This is a genomic window from Paenibacillus pedocola, assembly GCF_031599675.1.
GTDB classification, from domain to species: domain Bacteria; phylum Bacillota; class Bacilli; order Paenibacillales; family Paenibacillaceae; genus Paenibacillus_AQ; species Paenibacillus_AQ pedocola.
The window spans coordinates 5369657-5387435 of the sequence record NZ_CP134223.1; the positions used below are offsets into that span (position 1 = coordinate 5369657).

General features: G+C 50.1%; 18 protein-coding genes and 1 other annotated feature. Of the genes, 10 read left to right on the forward strand and 8 right to left on the reverse strand.

Annotated features, from left to right (window positions below):
* Window positions 1-5 precede the first annotated feature (5 nt).
* The gene (gene cyoE, locus QU597_RS23795) at window positions 6-929 is read right to left on the reverse strand and encodes a heme o synthase (protein WP_206101905.1); all 924 of its coding nucleotides are present in this window, start codon (window positions 927-929) and stop codon (window positions 6-8) included.
* A gap of 259 nt (window positions 930-1188) precedes the next feature.
* Between cyoE and QU597_RS23800 the strand changes: the two genes are divergently transcribed.
* A complete protein-coding gene (locus tag QU597_RS23800) occupies window positions 1189-2193 on the forward strand; it encodes a metal-dependent hydrolase (protein WP_206101906.1) in 1005 nt (334 codons plus the stop codon).
* Between the two features lie 677 nt (window positions 2194-2870).
* Entirely contained in the window at window positions 2871-3065 is a 195-nt protein-coding gene (locus QU597_RS23805; RefSeq protein ID WP_310830108.1) for a hypothetical protein, read from the forward strand.
* On the opposite strand, the gene trpS is transcribed toward QU597_RS23805, so the two are convergent.
* Window positions 3062-4051, reverse strand: a complete 990-nt coding sequence (gene trpS / locus QU597_RS23810; protein ID WP_054942930.1) for a tryptophan--tRNA ligase — start codon at window positions 4049-4051, stop codon at window positions 3062-3064. The genes QU597_RS23805 and trpS overlap by 4 nt on opposite strands.
* A 61-nt stretch (window positions 4052-4112) precedes the next feature.
* Window positions 4113-4352 (reverse strand) — a binding site (T-box leader).
* A gap of 135 nt (window positions 4353-4487) precedes the next feature.
* Between trpS and QU597_RS23815 the strand changes: the two genes are divergently transcribed.
* Together QU597_RS23815 and QU597_RS23820 are read left to right on the forward strand one after the other, a co-directional pair.
* Window positions 4488-5462 carry an aldose 1-epimerase gene (locus QU597_RS23815; protein WP_310830109.1) on the forward strand — a complete coding sequence of 325 codons (975 nt, stop codon included), beginning with the start codon at window positions 4488-4490 and terminating at the stop codon, window positions 5460-5462.
* A gap of 101 nt (window positions 5463-5563) precedes the next feature.
* The gene (locus QU597_RS23820) at window positions 5564-5797 is read left to right on the forward strand and encodes an alpha/beta-type small acid-soluble spore protein (protein WP_042180472.1); all 234 of its coding nucleotides are present in this window, start codon (window positions 5564-5566) and stop codon (window positions 5795-5797) included.
* Between the two features lie 125 nt (window positions 5798-5922).
* Here QU597_RS23820 and QU597_RS23825 read toward each other — a convergent pair whose 3' ends face one another.
* Both QU597_RS23825 and QU597_RS23830 read right to left on the reverse strand, forming a co-directional pair.
* Window positions 5923-6336: an O-methyltransferase gene (locus QU597_RS23825; RefSeq protein WP_310830110.1), complete on the reverse strand. Its 414-nt coding sequence runs from the start codon at window positions 6334-6336 to the stop codon at window positions 5923-5925.
* 472 nt (window positions 6337-6808) lie between these two features.
* Window positions 6809-8608 carry a M3 family oligoendopeptidase gene (locus QU597_RS23830; protein ID WP_310830111.1) on the reverse strand — a complete coding sequence of 600 codons (1800 nt, stop codon included), beginning with the start codon at window positions 8606-8608 and terminating at the stop codon, window positions 6809-6811.
* Between the two features lie 129 nt (window positions 8609-8737).
* Here QU597_RS23830 and QU597_RS23835 point away from each other — a divergent pair, with 129 nt between their 5' ends.
* Entirely contained in the window at window positions 8738-8920 is a 183-nt protein-coding gene (locus tag QU597_RS23835) for a YycC family protein (protein ID WP_206101911.1), read from the forward strand.
* Window positions 8917-9147 carry a hypothetical protein gene (locus QU597_RS23840; RefSeq protein WP_310830112.1) on the forward strand — a complete coding sequence of 77 codons (231 nt, stop codon included), beginning with the start codon at window positions 8917-8919 and terminating at the stop codon, window positions 9145-9147. The genes QU597_RS23835 and QU597_RS23840 overlap by 4 nt, the downstream gene beginning before the upstream one ends.
* 124 nt (window positions 9148-9271) lie before the next feature.
* On the opposite strand, the gene QU597_RS23845 is transcribed toward QU597_RS23840, so the two are convergent.
* Both QU597_RS23845 and QU597_RS23850 read right to left on the reverse strand, forming a co-directional pair.
* The gene (locus tag QU597_RS23845; RefSeq protein WP_310830113.1) at window positions 9272-9973 is read right to left on the reverse strand and encodes a DUF2225 domain-containing protein; all 702 of its coding nucleotides are present in this window, start codon (window positions 9971-9973) and stop codon (window positions 9272-9274) included.
* A 31-nt stretch (window positions 9974-10004) separates the two neighbouring features.
* A complete protein-coding gene (locus QU597_RS23850; RefSeq protein ID WP_236335525.1) occupies window positions 10005-10388 on the reverse strand; it encodes a globin domain-containing protein in 384 nt (127 codons plus the stop codon).
* A gap of 364 nt (window positions 10389-10752) precedes the next feature.
* Between QU597_RS23850 and spoVV the strand changes: the two genes are divergently transcribed.
* The 4 genes from spoVV (at window position 10753) to QU597_RS23870 (ending at window position 15813) form a co-directional block, all read left to right on the forward strand.
* The gene (gene spoVV, locus QU597_RS23855; RefSeq protein ID WP_310830114.1) at window positions 10753-12018 is read left to right on the forward strand and encodes a dipicolinic acid transporter SpoVV; all 1266 of its coding nucleotides are present in this window, start codon (window positions 10753-10755) and stop codon (window positions 12016-12018) included.
* Window positions 12019-12152: 134 nt separating this feature from the next.
* Window positions 12153-12956: an NAD kinase gene (locus tag QU597_RS23860; RefSeq protein WP_236335527.1), complete on the forward strand. Its 804-nt coding sequence runs from the start codon at window positions 12153-12155 to the stop codon at window positions 12954-12956.
* Window positions 12957-13137: 181 nt separating this feature from the next.
* On the forward strand, window positions 13138-14304 hold the full coding sequence (locus QU597_RS23865) for a copper amine oxidase N-terminal domain-containing protein (RefSeq protein ID WP_310830115.1): 1167 nt from the start codon (window positions 13138-13140) through the stop codon (window positions 14302-14304).
* A 66-nt stretch (window positions 14305-14370) separates the two neighbouring features.
* Entirely contained in the window at window positions 14371-15813 is a 1443-nt protein-coding gene (locus QU597_RS23870) for a S41 family peptidase (protein WP_310830116.1), read from the forward strand.
* 82 nt (window positions 15814-15895) lie between these two features.
* On the opposite strand, the gene QU597_RS23875 is transcribed toward QU597_RS23870, so the two are convergent.
* Both QU597_RS23875 and lipA read right to left on the reverse strand, forming a co-directional pair.
* On the reverse strand, window positions 15896-16501 hold the full coding sequence (locus tag QU597_RS23875; RefSeq protein ID WP_310830117.1) for a YutD family protein: 606 nt from the start codon (window positions 16499-16501) through the stop codon (window positions 15896-15898).
* Window positions 16502-16781: 280 nt separating this feature from the next.
* The gene (gene lipA, locus QU597_RS23880) at window positions 16782-17684 is read right to left on the reverse strand and encodes a lipoyl synthase (RefSeq protein WP_310830118.1); all 903 of its coding nucleotides are present in this window, start codon (window positions 17682-17684) and stop codon (window positions 16782-16784) included.
* Window positions 17685-17779 lie beyond the last annotated feature (95 nt).

The following is a 17779-nucleotide window of genomic DNA, read 5'->3' on the forward strand; positions in this document are numbered from 1 at the left end:
CCCTCTTAACCGTGAATCGTATTCAGCACAAGCACGATCAGACTGACTGTCAGGTAATTAATGGAGAAAAAGAAATTCTTCTTGGCCCAGGCATCATCATCCTTCGCCTTGAAACCGGTCAGAGTTAAATACAGCCACACCAGGGATAAGCCCGCAGATATAATGAGGTAAAAAATTCCGGCGTAATCGTACATGTACATCAGCACCGGAATAGGCAGCAGCAGCGCGACATAAGGAATCATCTGAAACTTGGTCCGCCGGACTCCCTTAACTACGGGCAGCAGCGGAAAACCTGCCGCTCTGTATTCTTCCTTGCGGCGGATGCCAAGCGCCCAGAAATGGGGCGGCTGCCATAGGAACAGCATGGCGAAGAGCAGCCAGGCCCCGAGATCCACTTTGCCTGTAACGGCTACATACCCGATCACGGGAGGCATTGCTCCGGATATTGCTCCTACTGAGGTACTCCATGTAGATGTTCTTTTAAGCCAAAGCGTGTAAACTACTACATAAACAAACATGCCGACAATGCCGAACAGCCCGGCGAGCACACCGCAGAAAGCAAACAGCACAGCCAGACCTGCAATACCAAGCCCGATGGCATAGAGCAGTACTGTGTTCGGCTTAAGTCTGCCGGTCGGCAGTCCGCGTTCGCGGGTCCGCTCCATCTTCATATCCAGGTCGCGGTCAAAATAATTATTGAACACACAGGCTGAAGCCATGACCAGCATTGTTCCAAGCAATGTCAGTATTAATCTGCCGTATTCTACATCCCAGCCCGAGGCCACCCAGTATCCTGCAAAAGCAGCGATCAGGTTAGAGCGGATGATGCCCGGCTTCGTTACCGTAATGAAATCACGCCAGCTGGCGCCTTCCCGGGGCGACTTGGCGGAAGCAGCTGCGGAATCGGAATATCTCAATTGATTGTCCACGTATGGTGTTCCTCCTTCTAAGGGACTTCTAAGCGATCCGTCGGAGTTTAAGAATGGTTACTTCGTTCTTAATTGAGAATGTTATCCACCCCGCTGTTAACTTTATCATAACAAACCGGGAAAGACTTTGACAATCATTGACCAAGATGTTCATCAATTTGACAATTGCGTGACTAAATTTATTCTCTTCCCTTAAATAAGTCAGTGTAAAATTGGGTAGTTATTAATAGGGAACTTCCGTACAAAGGAGATCTGACCAATGGATACTGCAACACATTTTGTAATGGGCCTCGGACTCGCCGGACTTTCTTTTGTTGATCCTGCCGTGGCCTCACAGCCGACGCTGGCTGGTGCTGTTATGATCGCCACAGTACTGGCTTCTCAAGCCCCGGATGCCGACACTGCGCTGCGTCTGAAGAACAACGCCCTGTACATCCGCAATCACCGGGGAATCACCCATTCTCTGCCCTTCCTGCTGCTCTGGCCGGCTCTGATTACGCTTGTTATCGGGCCGATATTCGGATTTACAGATCTTCATAACCTGAGTCATATTGCTCTCTGGAGCTTCATCGGAGTTGCCGTCCATGTGTTCTCAGATCTGTTCAATACCTATGGAACTCAAGCTGCACGCCCGTTTACGGAGAAATGGATCGCCTGGAACATTATCCATATCTTTGATCCATTTATCTTCGGCAGCCATGCGGCTGCGATTATTCTCTGGATCAGCGGGATTATCCCTCCGGCCCCCTTGTTTATCATTCTGTATATCTGCGTGGCCGTGTACTACATCTGGCGGACGCTTGTGCACGCTCGGATTACACGCAACATCAAAAATAAGGATGTGCACCACGATCCGGGTGACCGCTACTTCGTCATCCCTACGATCTCGCCTTCCCGCTGGAATGTAGTTAAAGCCAAACCGGATGGCAGCTACAATGTCGGTTTACTGAATGGCGGGCGTCTCGAATGGTTTAAGCATGCGGTGTGCTCCACTCACCCCGCTGTAGAGCATTCCAAGTCACATCCGGATATTCAGGCCTTTCTTTATTTTACCTCCTACGCCGTAGCCGAGGTCGAAGAACTGACCTCTGGTTATATTGTACGCTGGGGGGATGTGCGTTATTTACACCGCAAGCAATTCCCTTTCGTGGCGGTGCTCGTGATGGACGGCCAGTATCATCCGCTCAATACCTATGTGGGCTGGCTCAGCAGCGAGAAGCTGGACGAGCGCTTTGCGATTGATCCCGGCTCGATGAAGCTGTAGCTATAGAGCCAATGAAACAGCCAACGAAGCAGTGGTTCTCCCGAAAAAGGAGGATCGCTGTTTTGCTTTATTTACCCCTCTTACGGCTGGCTCCAGAATCCGGCCCCAAACCAAAGGGATTAATCCTCTTATTTCCGCATTATTATTGCGGATCGCCCTAAACAAAGGGATTAATCCTCTTATTTCCGCATTATTATTGCGGATCGCCCTAAACAATGGGATTAATCCTCTTATTTCCGCATTATTATTGCGGATCGCCCTAAACAAAGGGATTAATCCTCTTATTTCCCATTATTATTGCGGATCGCCCTAAACAATGGGATTAATCCTCTTATTTCCGCACTTTCGTATCGGACATCCCCCTAAGAATCTGCATCATCGTTCGGATAAGTACCGCCAGCCCCCTCTGCTGAGGGGACTCCATGCACTTTCTGGTAACTTTCCCCATAAAGTCCACTGTAAGATTTCCGAGTTCAGAAATCCGAAATAACTACAACCCGGTTCGTTTAGAGCCGGCTTGCTTTTATTGGCATGCATTCCCCCTCTTGACGCCTGGCGCAGCTTAAGGCACAATCACCATAAAGCGTTTTCACCTATTGATCACGTCAAAGAAAACCCGCAGCGCGGGAGCGCTGCGGGTTCATTCACTTGCTATTATAGAAAGGAAGGCTGCTTGTATGGGTAAAGGTCTGTCACTCTGGTTCGCAACCTCTTCAATATTGATTCTTACAGCCGCCTCCATCTGTATCAGCTATAATATATGGCTGGCACTGCTGCTTGGCGTTCTGTGTGTTCTCAACATCGGCTGGGGGTTTATCCTGAAAGCCCGGCTGAGACGCAAACAGGAGAACAGTAGACACCAGTCCTCTTAACGGTAAGGCAGGAAGCCCATCCGCTCCTTCACTCCGGCCAGGGTCTGGGAAGCCACATTGCGGGCGCGTTCCGCCCCCTCAGCAAGGATGTCACTGAGGGTGCCGGAGCTGCGGATCTCGTGATACCGCTGCTGCAGTGGCTCAAGCGTAGCTACCAGGACCTCACCAAGATCCTTCTTGAAGCCTCCGTACATCTGTCCTTCATACTTGTCGGCAATCTGCTGCAGACTCATGCCGGAGCACTCGGCATAAATGCTCATCAGATTGCTGATTTCCGGCTTGTTCGCCGGATCGAACACAACCTCACGGCCCGAGTCGGTTGTCGCACGGCTGATTTTTTTACGGATGATATCCGGTGTATCCAGCAATGCGATATAGCTGCCAGCGTTAGGATTGCTTTTGCTCATTTTTTTACTGGCGTCATCCAGCGACATGATCCGTGCACCCACTTCTGGAATATAAGGCTCAGGAACAGTAAAGAAATCTCCAAACCGGTGATTGAAGCGGCCCGCCAAATCACGGGTTAATTCCAGATGCTGCTTCTGGTCTTCCCCAACGGGTACCAGGTCTGCATTATAGATCAGGATATCCGCGGCCATCAGTGACGGATACACGAACAGTCCCGCGCCGACAGAGTCTTTGCCGGAGGATTTGTCCTTGAACTGTGTCATGCGCTCCAGCTCACCCATGGCGGTCAGCGTAGTTAAGATCCAGCCCAGTTCTGCATGCTGAGGCACATGCGACTGCATGTAGACATTCGAGATTTTCGGATCAATGCCGGCAGCCAGATAAAGCGCCGCTACCGACTCCGAATTCTCGCGGAGCGCCGCAGGATCCTGGGCGACCGTAATAGCATGCAGATCCACCACCATGAAGAAACATTCATGCTCATTTTGCAGTTTTACGAAATTCTTGATAGCACCAATATAATTACCGAGTGTTAGTGAACCGCTGGGCTGAATGCCTGACAATACTTTTTTAGCCATAATAGTACCTACCTCCATCAATTTATTCCACTTTCCGTGAACGCAAAAAGGTCCCACATCCGCAAGGGACGTGAGACCGTGGTGCCACCCTTATTCGCCGTTTGGACATTTCCCAAAATACCCTCCAAACAGCCTTAGCTTCCGTTAACGGGGAAGAACCGTCCGGTCTACTTAGGCCTGCTGCCTGTTCAAACACGGCGCTCGAGGGTCCATTCAGTCAGGAGTGTCCCACCGGTTCGCATCAACCACCGGCTTTCTGAAGGTGCACTTTCCGCTTACTTGTCCCTGTCATCACATTGTCATCATATCTTAATGCATTCATCATAGAGCGATACAGAGAAGTTGTCAAATCGCCTAACCACGGGTACATAAATCTGTTATGATAAGGATATTCGTGTTCTTTGCGATCAAGTTAAGTTAAAGGAGCAAATCTCTCATGAAACAGGTGACCAAAGGGCAGTGGGGCGGTTATGATACTTATATTCTGCATAGCCGCGAGCTGGAAGTCACGCTTTTGCCGCGGCTTGGAAACAACGTTATTTCCTTATGGGACCACAAGGAACAGCGGCAAATCCTGCGCAGGCCTGATGAAAGTGACTTAGCTTATTATATGCAGAAGCCATACCATTTCGGCATCCCGCTTTTAGTTCCCCCCGGGCGCATACGCAAAGGACAATTTGAGTTCGAGGGCATCCGGTACCAGTTCGATCAGAATACAGCTGGCGATAACCATATTCACGGCCTGCACCGGACGCAGTCCTGGTGTGTAAGCGATATCGAAGAGGATGAAGAAGGCTGCGCGGTAACGACCGAATTCAATACTGCGGACGATACCCACTGGATGGAGCAATTCCCTGAGCCGCTGCGGCTTGAAATGACGTTCCGGCTTCAGGATGCCCGGCTTCAGCAGACGCTGAAGGTTACTCATTTGGGGTCTAACAGCATTCCTTTTGGAATTGGATATCATACCTGGTTTATGATCGATGGTGAACCGGAGCGCTGGAACCTGCGACTGCCGGTTGAAAGCATCTACGAATTGAATCCTGAGCTGCTGCCCAGCGGCAAACTGCTTCCTCTAGGGGCACTAGATTCTTTACACCAGGGAATGAACCTGAAGGGTACGGATCTGGACACTGTACTTAGGATTGGAGATAGGCAGCCGGCAGAAGCTCTGCTGATGCGCGAGGACGGGTACGGGATTCGCTATACTGCGGACAAAGCCCATTTCCGCCACTGGGTGGTTTACACCAAAGGCCCGGCAGAACAGTATTTGTGTGCCGAACCGTATACCTGGCTGCCGGACGCGCCAAACCTTCAGCAGGATGATTCCTTTACAGGTTTAATTACACTAAAGCCCGGTGAGACACTGACTTTGCCGTGCACCTTTGAAATGATCTATCCTAAGCTCTAAACTTCATATAATTACCATCCTTAAAACCTTCTGATCTCGTGCATGAATTCTTCTCCTTGCGCCCATACTATCTTCACAACGGACGAAGGAGGTGAACAAACATGGGTCAAGCAGGTCAACAAGGTCGTGGAAGCCGTTCCAATAACCTGGTCGTTCCACAAGCGAATGCAGCGCTGCAGCAGTTGAAATATGAAGCAGCACAGGAGCTTGGTGTTACGATTCCTCAAGACGGTTACTACGGTAACTACACTTCCCGCGAAACAGGTTCTTTGGGAGGATATATCACCAAACGTCTGGTACAACTGGCAGAACAACAACTGTCTGGTCGTTCGTAGTAGCCTTATTTTAAGTGGATTTATCCGGCAGGCTAATGCCTGATACGGAGTAGTTTTTCAGCCCGTCTATCGCTTCTTGCCGAAGCGTAGGCGGGTTTTTTGCTAAGGGGTGATCTATGTATAGCTCAGCCGAAATATTGATCGGAAGCATCCCCGGAATGCGGGCCTTTCGGTGCGCGGATCATCAGATTGGCCATATTGTAATTCGACTCCAAAATAGCATCGACAACCACCATTCCCTGGCGAACCGCAAATTCATAGCTGATCTCACCGTGTGTCCAGCGCCGTTTGTATTTGAGGCTCTCCAGCGCCATAAGCCGGAACGAGGATTGCTGGCCGGAGCTGAGTCCATCAGGCTCTGCTGTAATTGCACCACCGCGGCCGGACAGCGGATTATGGCGGATACCAAACTTGCCGATGACATTATTCCTGATTTGCATAAAAACCGTACCGGAAGTCAACCCTGACAATTCCTCCTGCAGTTCCTTAAACACTAAATCCACCTGTCTCGCCAGCGAGAGTTGTTCCGTCCGTAGCATATTGTTCCTCCTAAAAGTTTTGTTAGCAATACTTCTCCGCTTATTCTTCGTACAAAACTCGCTTCGAAAGCATAAACTTAAGTTTTGTTAGCAATACTTCTCCGCTTATTCTTCGTACAAAACTCGCTTCGAAAGTATAAACTTAAGTTTTGTAGCAATGCTGCTCCGCTTATCCAGTTTTTGTAGAAAAACACCTTCGCATTTATGTCTAGCAGGCCTTATATAAGGCTTTAGGCTCATTATAGGACACTAAATTCAGCGCTACAACATTATTCAACATAATTGGGTGAAAGTCCCTATAAATGCGCAATTTTCATTATCGATAAATAGAATTACCGTTATATAACGACTAATTTCGACAAATAAACAGTCAAAAAAAGCCCCTAAGCAGGGGCTTTTGCGCGTTCACACATAAGTTGAACATTATAAACCATTATTCAAAAATATGAATTGTCTAACTTTTGACAAACATTTAAGCAAATTGCTCGGTCATCCGCAGGAATTCGTTAATATCTTCGACGATCAAATCGACAGCTCCCTGCCAGAAGTCCGGCTTCTTAAGATCAACGCCGAGATGTCTCAAGACCAGATCCTCCAGTGTCATCACACCGGTATCCCGCAGCAGGCTATCATATTTATCAGCAAACGATGGACCTTCTTGCAGGGCTAACCGGTACAGCCCCGTACTGAACATATACCCGACAGTATACGGGAAGTTGTAGAACGGTACATCCGTGATGTAGAAATGCAGCTTGGACGCCCAGAAATGCGGGTGATATTCAGACAGGACTCCGCAGAAGGCTTCCTTCTGGGCTTCTTCCATCAGTGCCGACAGTTCTTCGGCGTTAACCAGACCTTCTTTGCGCTTCTCGTAAAAACGGGTCTCAAACAGGAAGCGTGCGTGGATATTCATGAAAAAGGCAACGCTGTTCTGAATTTTTGCTTCAAGCAATGCAAGCTTCTCACCGGCTTCAGTGGATGCCTTTACCTGAGCATCGGCTACAATCACTTCGGCAAAAGTCGAGGCTGTCTCCGCGACATTCATCGCATAGTTCTGATTGAACAGCGGCTGGTCATCGAGCAGGAAGGAGTGATAAGCATGGCCCAGCTCATGCGCCAGTGTCGAAACATTGGAAGGCGTGCCGCTATAGGTCATAAAAATGCGTGATTCCTTACTCTCCGGGAAAGATACACAGAAGCCGCCTGGACGTTTAGCCGGACGGTCTTCGACCTCAATCCAGTTATTGTCGAAAGCATGCTCGGCGAAATCCGCCATCCTTGGACTGAATTTGCGGAATTGCGTAACAATGTCTGCTGCTGCTGCTTCATAAGGAATTTTGCCGGAGGATTTGCCGACCGGCGCATCAACATCGACCCAGGACAATGCATCCTTGCCGAGAACCTTGGCTTTCCGCTGCAAATACGATACAAGTGCCGGCTTGTTTCTGGTAATTACATCCCACATCATATCCAGGGTGGCACGCGACATCCGGTTGATGCCAAGCGGTTCCTTGAGCACATCGTCCCAGCCTCTTCCCTTGTACAGCTTCAGGCGGAAGCCTGCCAGATGATTGAGGGTGTCGGCACTGTAATCCGCAGCAGCAGCCCAGGCCTCTTCCCATTTCCGGAACATGGTCTCACGTACATTGGCGTCATCATCGCTCAGCTTGTTGAACGCTTGGCCGACAGACAGCAGTTTCGTTCCGTCTTTGTCTTCAAAGGGAATCTGGATCGAGCCTACAATCGTCTCATAATGCTCACTCCAGCCATGATAGCCGTCTACGGCAAGCTCCAGCGCAAGGCTCTCCAGCTCCGGGCTCATTTTCTCACGGGCCAGGTCACGGCTTTCACTTAGTACGAAAGAGAGCGGTGCGATCTCAGGACGGGCCATCCACTGTGTCCAAACCGCGTCTGATGTCTGGCGAAGTACACTGTCGAACTGCGAACTGATCCCCTCGAACCCGGCGCGCAGCCCTGTCACTTTAGAGGACAGCCGGACAGCTCCTTTGTCCTGCTGATTCTGGGCACCCAGACAGCCGGTAAATTCCGACGCCTGAGTCAGGCGGCCGGCGCAGCTCTGCAGCAGCTCGATTACGCCATCCAACGCTGTGGTAGCTTCTGCGTCAGCAGGAGATTCTGCACCAGCAACCTGCTTGCCCAAAGACTCTATATCCGCTTCGAGCTTCTTAAGAAAGTCCTCAAACTGGGGAGAGGATGAGCCTCCCGGAAAAATAGAATCCAAATCCCAGGTTAACGATATCGGTTGTTTCATTGGTTTCCACCATTCCTTTACTATCATTTGGTTTTCTTTGTATTTGGCCTGAAGCCATGGTAAAGTGAATTACGAAAAGCGTGGCGCCAGCGGCTCCACAGCTAACATTAAACTTAGGAGGGCTGCAACATGAAACCACTGCAAATTTCACCGGAAACAGCGATCACCCTATCCAAACAGCTGGGCGTTCCCCTGGAACACTTGATGCATATGCCTCAACATATTTTGCTGCAAAAAATCGCCGAATTATCCAAGAAGCAGAGTGAAGGTACCAGCGGGACAGAGGCATCACCTGAGAAGGGAACCGAATGATTCCTTTCAGCCATACCTGGCCTTATGACATTATTTATGGTGACCTGTATGTACAATATTGTCCGTTCTGCAACGAGGAAAATGTGCTTTTGCCGATGAAGCCGAAGGAATTGCAGCTCGTGCGCGACGGCAAAAAAAAGCTGCTGGTTTTCCCCTGCTGCAGTACAAGCCCGACGGTCATCGATAATGACGCTGACTATCTGCTGTTTGACCGTGCTGTCCGCTGAGTAATCGGAGTAAACAACCCCATATACCGCTGTTACCATGACAGCTGCTAATAAAGCGCAAAAGAGGGCTCTCTCTGTTTTGCGCTTTTTTTGACTGCACATACCTGCACTCCGTTACAAGCGGCTATAGATTGGGAATGCTGTCCGGATCAACATTGTCACCGCGCATCTGTTCACGCAGCAGCGTCCATTGCTCACGGGCCGCCCGGATCATCGCAGCGTCCATAATCCTCTGGTCATTAATCAGACGCGAGAACCATTTCACTGCGTTTAAATACTCCCCTATTCGTCTGTTCAACTCACCAATCAGAAACATCAGGCGGGCATCATTGCCGCCCATTCCGTCATTCTCAAATACCTTGATATACTCATCCAGGGAATACCGCAGGAAACGCTGCTCCAGCGCCGTCTCCCCCTTATAACGGTACATCCAGGCGATATGGTGCAGATGGCTGGCAATAATCCGTTCCTTGTCCTGGATACATTGGGCGCAGATCAGTGCTAGCTTGTAGGTTTCAAGAGCGGTTTCCCAGTTGCGTTTCCCGCCGAAATCCCGGTTTTTCCAGCGGCTTCCTACCTGTTCGTTAAATGCTTTGCGCTGCCAGTCGGCCAGCTTGTCGGCTGAATTCTCCGTGGAGGCGAACCCGCATTTGGGGCAGACGCGCACAACATAATAATCGGGATTCTCATCTTTGTAATAGGAGCAGAAATCTGCATCACGGCGTATAGCTCTTTTAAGGCTTGGGCGCACCCGCGAGGTGGAAAATTCATGTTCACAGTTGCTGCAAATTACGTTAATTGAATACAGGGGGACTAATTCTGTCAAATGCCCTCATCCTTTCGCGATCAACTACTCCTTACTCCTCAGGCATGTTGACAAAATGATGTGCAGGTCCAGCAAGCCGGCTCAAAACAAATGAACGGAGCGGTTCCTCTACACCGGTTTCCTCCAGTGCCTCTTTCATACAGTCCAGCCATTCGTCGGCACGCTCCGGTGTAATCGGAACATGCATATGTCTTGCTCTCATCATCGGATGGCCATGCTGCTGTGAGAATAGTGCAGGCCCGCCAAAAAACTGACTGAGAAATTGATACTGCTTTTCCATAACAGGAGTAATATCGGCAGGGAATAACGGGCTTAGCTGCGGATGAAGCTGCACCTTGGCATAAAACACTTCCACCAGACGGTGAAGTCCCTCAGCGCCCCCCAGGTTATCATATAGACTAGCGTTTGGATTCATCGGAGGTTACCAGCTTTCTTCCATATTAATGTACGGCTAAATTTATTATACCAAAAAAAAAGGCGCTAAACTTAAGTTTAGCACCTTGGGAGTTATTTAATAGGTCCTAAATTCCTCATCACCTGGAGGGACGAGCGAGACCCGGATAACATATACAAAAGCACAAACGAGAACTCCGGCAACTACACTCATCACCATCACTCCATCCCTAATTATTAATATAAAAAAGGTGTGCATTAATTAATTTTATAATACCATAATTCAAGCTGAAAATCACAGAGAAATGTAATCGCTTTCCGAACTTTTTTGTGCTGTTTGTCCTACTTTCTGCATACATCTAACCATAGACCGGGAGGCGTTGCTTATGACTTTCAAAAAGCTGGGCGGACCGCTGCTGGGCCTGCTCCTGGCCGGCTGTATGCTGCTGGTGCTGCTGCACCCGGCAAATACGCTTGCCGCAGCACTGCGCGGGCTGGCCATCTGGTGGGACGTACTGTTCCCTTCGCTGTTTCCATTCTTCGTCATTTCCGAAATGCTGCTTGGCTTCGGGGTAGTGCATCTTTTCGGGGCTCTGCTCGATCCGCTCATGCGCCCGCTGTTCAATATCCCCGGCAGCGGCGGTTTTGTGGCCGCCATGGGATATGTATCAGGATATCCAGTCGGTGCCAAATTAACCGCAAAGCTGCGCGACCAGCAACTGATCAGCCGGGTGGAAGGCGAGCGGCTGGTGGCCTTCACGACCTCCTCGGACCCGATTTTCCTGCTGGGTGCGGTATCGGTCGGCTTTTTTCACGATGCCTCCTTAGGGCTTGTGCTGGCACTCTCGCACTACGGCGGCGGATTGATTGTGGGTCTTCTGATGTCCTTTCACGGGCGCCAGGACAAACCCGCTGTCATGTCTAAGCACCCTGACGGGTCGTCCGGTCTGCCACAGGCTGCGGAGGGACAACGCGAAGGAAGGCTTCGCTTGGCGCTGAACTCCATGGCTGAGGCCCGGCGCAGGGATGGACGGAGTTTGGGCGAGCTGCTTAAAAGCGCAGTGCAGTCCTCACTGCAGCTTATTATTGTCGTCGGAGGGCTGGTTGTATTCTTCAACGTGCTCATGGAGCTGCTCACCCGCGCCGGCGTTATGTCGGCCCTGTTCAACGTCCTTGGCAGCCTGCTGTCCTTCGCGGGCTTCCCGCCCGGGCTGTCGGCGGCGTTGGCCAGCGGCTTCTTCGAGGTGACGATTGGCGCCCGTTCAGCCGGTGAAGCCGTTGCTTCTGTCCCCCTGCAGTTCAAAGCAGCAACGGCAGCCTTCATCCTCTCTTGGGGCGGATTATCGGTTCACGCCCAGGTAGCGAGCATTCTGAACGGTACAGGCCTGCGCTATCTGCCCTTTATGGCAGCAAGGCTGGTGCATGCCTTCCTGTCTGCGGTCTTACTGCTCCTTCTCTGGAAACCCGTCGTTGGTTCCAGGCTGTCTGCAGGCTTCAGTTCTTTACCTGCTTTTACCGGATTTTCCTCTTCACCGGTCTCCGGCTTGGCCGCCAGCCTCGGTCTGCTGGGCGTGCTGCTGGGAGCAGCCCTGGTGCTGTCTCTGCTGGTCTGGCTGCTGCGAAAAACTCCGCTGCTCCGGCCGCGGCCATAAGCTGACTATTAGTATCCCCTTCAGGCATTCTGCACACCGCCGCTGCGATTCTTTACAGGTTCAAATATTGTGTTCCAGGTCAAGATTGATTATGATCGTTGTATGACTGAAACATACAAAGGAGCCTGTACATCTTGAGATATTATGTTCTGGACCGCGGAGACGAGTTGTCCATTAAACTTGCGGAGCAGTTTCACAAGCTGGCGGCGGAGCGTAACCTGGAGCTGGACGCAGAGTCTCCGGAAATCGTCATCTCCATTGGCGGAGACGGGACCATGCTGCATGCATTTCATACGTTTATCGATCAGATTCCCAATCTTGCTTTTGTCGGTGTGCACACCGGCCATCTCGGCTTTTATGCAGATTGGAAGGCAGAGGAGCTGCCTGCCCTGATCGACCATATGTGCGGAACAACCGATTTAGCGCCACATCAGCCGCGCATCGTGCGCTATCCGCTGCTAGAGCTGGAAATTCACAAGAAATCCGGTTCCACTTCCCACATTGCGCTTAATGAGTTCACTCTAAAGGGTGTTGACGGAACAGTGGTCATCCAGATGGATATCAATGATGTTACGTTCGAAATGTTCCGCGGGGACGGACTGTGCATTTCTACACCGTCAGGCAGTACAGCCTATAACAAGAGCCTTGGCGGCGCAATGGTGCATCCTTCGATAGAAGCGCTGCAGATTGCCGAAATAGCTTCCATTAATAATCGGGTATTCCGTACGATGGGTTCGCCCCTTATGCTGCCCAAGCATCATCACTGCGACATTTTTTCGCGCAAGGATCAGCGTCTTTTGCTGACGGTTGACCATAACAATATTCCTGTGGATGATCTGATTTCTGTCCGCTGCCAAGTATCCGACAAAAAAATAAGCTTTGCCCGGTACCGCCCGTTCCCTTTCTGGAACCGCGTCCGCGAAGCTTTTCTGATCTGAGGATCGGACTCACCTATGATTTACTAGCCGGGAAATGCATGCAATCCCGGCTCTTTTATGCGCAGTAAATTTTACAAACTTTTCTATTCTATCTGACATGAATTGATAGACAGAGAGAAAAATCAAATGGTATAATGAACCTATTTTACATAGTGTTGCTACTTAAAGGAGAGAGAAACTGTTGAAAAAACTATTGTCCTTAATTGGAGTAAGCCTACTGGCTCTCGTGCTTGCGGTCCCCGCTTTTGCCGCCGCCAAACCGATCTCCGTCTATGTCAACGGCAGCAGTCTTACATTCCCTGCCGGCGCCCCGTACCTTGATAATAACTCTGTACTGGTACCTTTCCGGGTTGTTTTTGAAAAGCTTGGAATGCAGGTGTTATGGGATGCCAAGACTGGAACGGTTACCGGAACCAGCGCTAATCTTACAATCAGCCTCAAAATCGGCAGCAACCGTGCTTCCGTCAACGGTACGGTTAAGAAACTGACCGTAGCCCCTGTTTCCAGCAAAGGCACCACCTACGTCCCGCTCCGTTTTGTAGCTGAGGCTACCGGCGGCACTGCGGTCTGGGATGCTGTTAACAGAAGTGTGAAGATCACCACTGCTGTCTCAACAGCAGCAAGTGATGAGAAGGCTATCACAGCACTCATCAAGCAGGCTGTCCAATACTATAATGAGGAAAAAGCCGTAAGCTATTACTCCCTTGTCGATGACGGGGACAGCTATACGGATGAGGTCTCTTCCTTGAACTCCTTTTTCCAGAATTATGATATGGAAACTACACTTGAGACTCTTAAAATCCTAAGTATTCAAGGCGATGAAGCCACTGTCTACACCGTCGAGAATGAAATCCGGACCGGCGGATATTACATGCCGGATGAGAAAGTCGAATATCTGTACAATCTCGTCCGCACCAATGGTGTATGGAAAATTTCCGAAATCAATGCACAGGAAAAGACAGTTCTGCTGACACGTGAACAAGGCATGAAATCCGCCGATATTCCGCAAGGCTATGCAACCACCATCAAGGACAATCTCAACAAGTACTTCCAGGCAATGACGAGTGAGAACATCGACGGAACGATGGCCCAGATGAGCTCATACGGGGAAGAGTATGATGCATCCAGCAAGGCGGATTTGCAGGATATTTTCGATAATTACGATCTTCAATATACACTGAATACCTCGAATATCTACTACTATGCTTCAGGCGAAGCCGCTGTTTACGCTGAAGTTACCGTAAAAGATGCCGGGACCGGTGAAACCTACGAACAGCCAATGATCTTTCTGTACTATCAATCGGAGACAGGAACATGGACGATTGATGATTTCTACTATCTCGATTAGGCTGGCAGCAAGCTCAGGAGGCATTGCAATCGCATTACCAAATAAACTCAAAGGGTGCATCCACTAATGAAATCAGCTAAAGTGATCACTGCTGTTCTCAGCGGCTGTCTGGCGCTGTCTGTCATGTTCTCGCCGGCAGCTCTGGCAGCCGACAGCACGCAGACCTCTTCGAATACCGATCTGATTAATGAAATCATGCAATATTTAGAACAATATAATGTAGAAGGCGTTGATCAGGATACATTGATCCGCGGCGCAATTGACGGAATGGTTAACACACTGGAGGATCCTTACAGCACCTACTTTACCAAAGAAGAAGCCGCTGAGTTTGAGAGTATGGTCGACCTAGAATATGTAGGCATCGGTGTAAGACTGGTGTATACTCCTGTTACTAAAGAGCTATACATTGAAGAGGTTATTGCAGGTTCACCGGCTGAGCAGGCCGGCCTGAAACGCGGGGACACCATCCTCAAAATCAATGGCGTTGCGGTAAGTGATACTGCGGGTGATGAGCTTGCCGGTACCGCGGGAACGAAGGTTTCCCTGCTCATCAGCAGAAACGGCGCCAGCAAAACCATCAGCGTGACCAGAAATGATATCACTTCGACCTCAGTCACCGGACAAATCATTGGTGATCATACCGCCTATATCACGATTACCGGTTTCAGTCAGAGTGCTGATGAAGAATTCTCCACAGTTCTTGACAGCATGCGGGCAGCCGGTATGCAATCACTGGTTCTGGATTTACGCGATAATACAGGCGGCTATATGGATTCGGCCTATAATATTGCCTCTAAATTCATAGATTCAGGGATCATGATGTACACCTCCGATCAAAGCGGCGCGCTGACTCCGGTAACAATTACTGCCGGCAGCAAAATTGGCGTACCGGTGGTTGTACTCACCAATGAATATACTGCCAGCGCTTCTGAAGCGTTGACAGGCGCCTTGCGGGACAACAAACTTGCAACCATTATCGGTACCCGTTCTTACGGTAAAGCTCGGATCCAGAGCCTTCTGCCCGTCTCCAATGGCGACATGCTGAAGCTGACCACCATGAAGTATCTGACTCCGAATAAAGAAGACTTCAACCATATCGGACTGGCTCCGGATATTGAAGTAGAGGGCTCCACGGCTCAGCTGATCACCGCCCTGCAGATTGCAGGTCTGACCAGCATCACTCTGGCCGGCGATAACCATATCCTGGACGTCAATGGTCATGCATTTGCCGGAAATCTGGGGTTGGTGAAGCAGGGAAATAAGGTGTATGCTTCGGCACGTGTACTCGCTGCACTTGTTGAAAGTGACATTACTTGGGATGCCAAGAACAAGAAGGTACTGCTCACGAACGGAGCCGGCAAAGCATTCGGCTTCACGCTGGCCTCTAAAGAGGCCATTACCAAAGACTATGAAACATTGATTGAACTCGGTGCTTTCGCGAAGAAGTTTCCCGCGTTCACTTGGAGCTACAATGCTTCATCTAAACAATTGAAATTATCTGTTAAATAGATTTTTCACGTAGTAAGACGAAAAGAGCACCTCATCACACCATTTAAATGGCTGATGGGGTGCTCTTTTTGGTAGACCGCCGTTAATTCGAAGGGTTTTGCGGCGGATTCGGAGCCTGGTTATGCGAGTGATTCGAATGTTGGTTGTGCTGTCTGCCTTGGGACTCTTTATGGTTTTTCTTGCCCTGCGAGTCCTTATTCCGGTGATTCCGGCTCTGATGCTCGCGTACTGGTCTATCCTTGCCATTATGCTCTCTGGAGGAAGCCCCTCCATTCGCTGAGGATTTGGATGGAGCCTCCCGCTGTTCTCTGACGGTTGCCGCCGGCTCTGCGGATTCCTCTAAGGACTCCTCCTCCGTGCCGGGTTCAGGAATTTCTTTGATCAGAATATCCTTAAAGGTACCCTCTTTCGGCAGTTCCTTCAGCTTATGCAGCACAAAATAGGCACAGCCAAAGTTGCAATACTCATTAATATAATCCACCATGCCGGAAATCGCTGTATCCCGGTTCACCTTAGGGTGATTGTCCCGGTAAAAGCCCTTTAAGCGCAACTGGCTGTAGCCCCAGTCACCGATTATATAATCGTAACGGTCCAGGACCTCGCTGTAACGCCCGCGGAATGCCTCCGGGTTCCAGCCGTCTTTATGATCGAGCATCAGCTCGTAACCTTTTCCACCTATAACGATCAAGCGTGTGTCGCCTGCCTTTCATTTTATCTGAGGGGGGCGTTGATGGAGCCCGTCATTCCGATGGATTTTGGATTTCCGGTCGCTGTTGTTGTCTGATTTCCTCGATTAATCCGCTAAGCGGTTGAAATCAGACAACAAAGGCGAACGCTGCCGCTCCTCCAATTCCAAAATCCCTCTCCATGACTTCCATCAACGCGGGTGTGTGTAGCAAACCCCAAGAGTAAGTTGATCGCTCACGCTCCAACCCCCACCTTTATTAAACCTTAAAAATCCGCAAGCCTTACAGGCTCACAGAACGCTCCTCACGGGTCTTAGCAGCGGACTTGACCTGATCATGCGCATGGTACGAGCTGCGGACAAGCGGTCCTGCTTCCACATGACTGAAGCCGCGTTGCAGCCCCTCTTCCTTAAGCGCAGCGAATTCTTCCGGCGGATAGTATTTCACCACGTCCAGATGTTTGTCGGAAGGCTGCAGGTATTGCCCCAAAGTCAATATATCACAATCTACTGCCCGGAGATCATCCATGGCCTGCAGGATCTCGTCCCATTCCTCGCCTACGCCAAGCATGATGCTCGATTTGGTCGGAATATCCGGCTTCATCTCTTTTGCCCGGCGCAGCAGCTCCAGGGACCGGCGGTACTTGGCTTTCGCCCGTACACGGTCAGACATCCGCTCTACGGTTTCGATATTATGATTCAGAATATCCGGGCGGCTGTTCATGACAATCTCCAGACTCTCCCGGTCTCCAAGAAAATCAGGAATCAGCACTTCCACACTGCATAACGGGAGCCGCTTGCGGATAGCCGCCACAGTCTCGGCAAAGATACTGGCGCCTCCATCCTTCAGATCATCACGGGCTACACTGGTTACTACACAGTGCTTAAGCTTCATACCTTCTGCGGCTTCCGCAACACGTTCCGGCTCGAGAAGATCAAGCTCCGTGGGCTGGCCTGTATTAACAGCACAGAACCGGCAGGCACGTGTACAAATGTCACCGAGAATCATAAAGGTAGCCGTGCGGTTCGCCCAGCATTCATAAATATTCGGGCAGCGCGCTTCCTCACATACGGTATGTAAAGTTTTGGACCGCATCATGCCTTTAATATCCTGATAATTATCACCGGTCGTTAACTTGATTCTAATCCAGTCTGGCTTGGGCTGTTTGGCTGTTCGGTTAGTCAAAATAATAAACCCCGCTTTCACCTGAATATAAGTCTCATGGTTAAAAGTTGCTGCCTCATATTATAGCATGTGCAATAGGCATTTGCCTGTTTTTG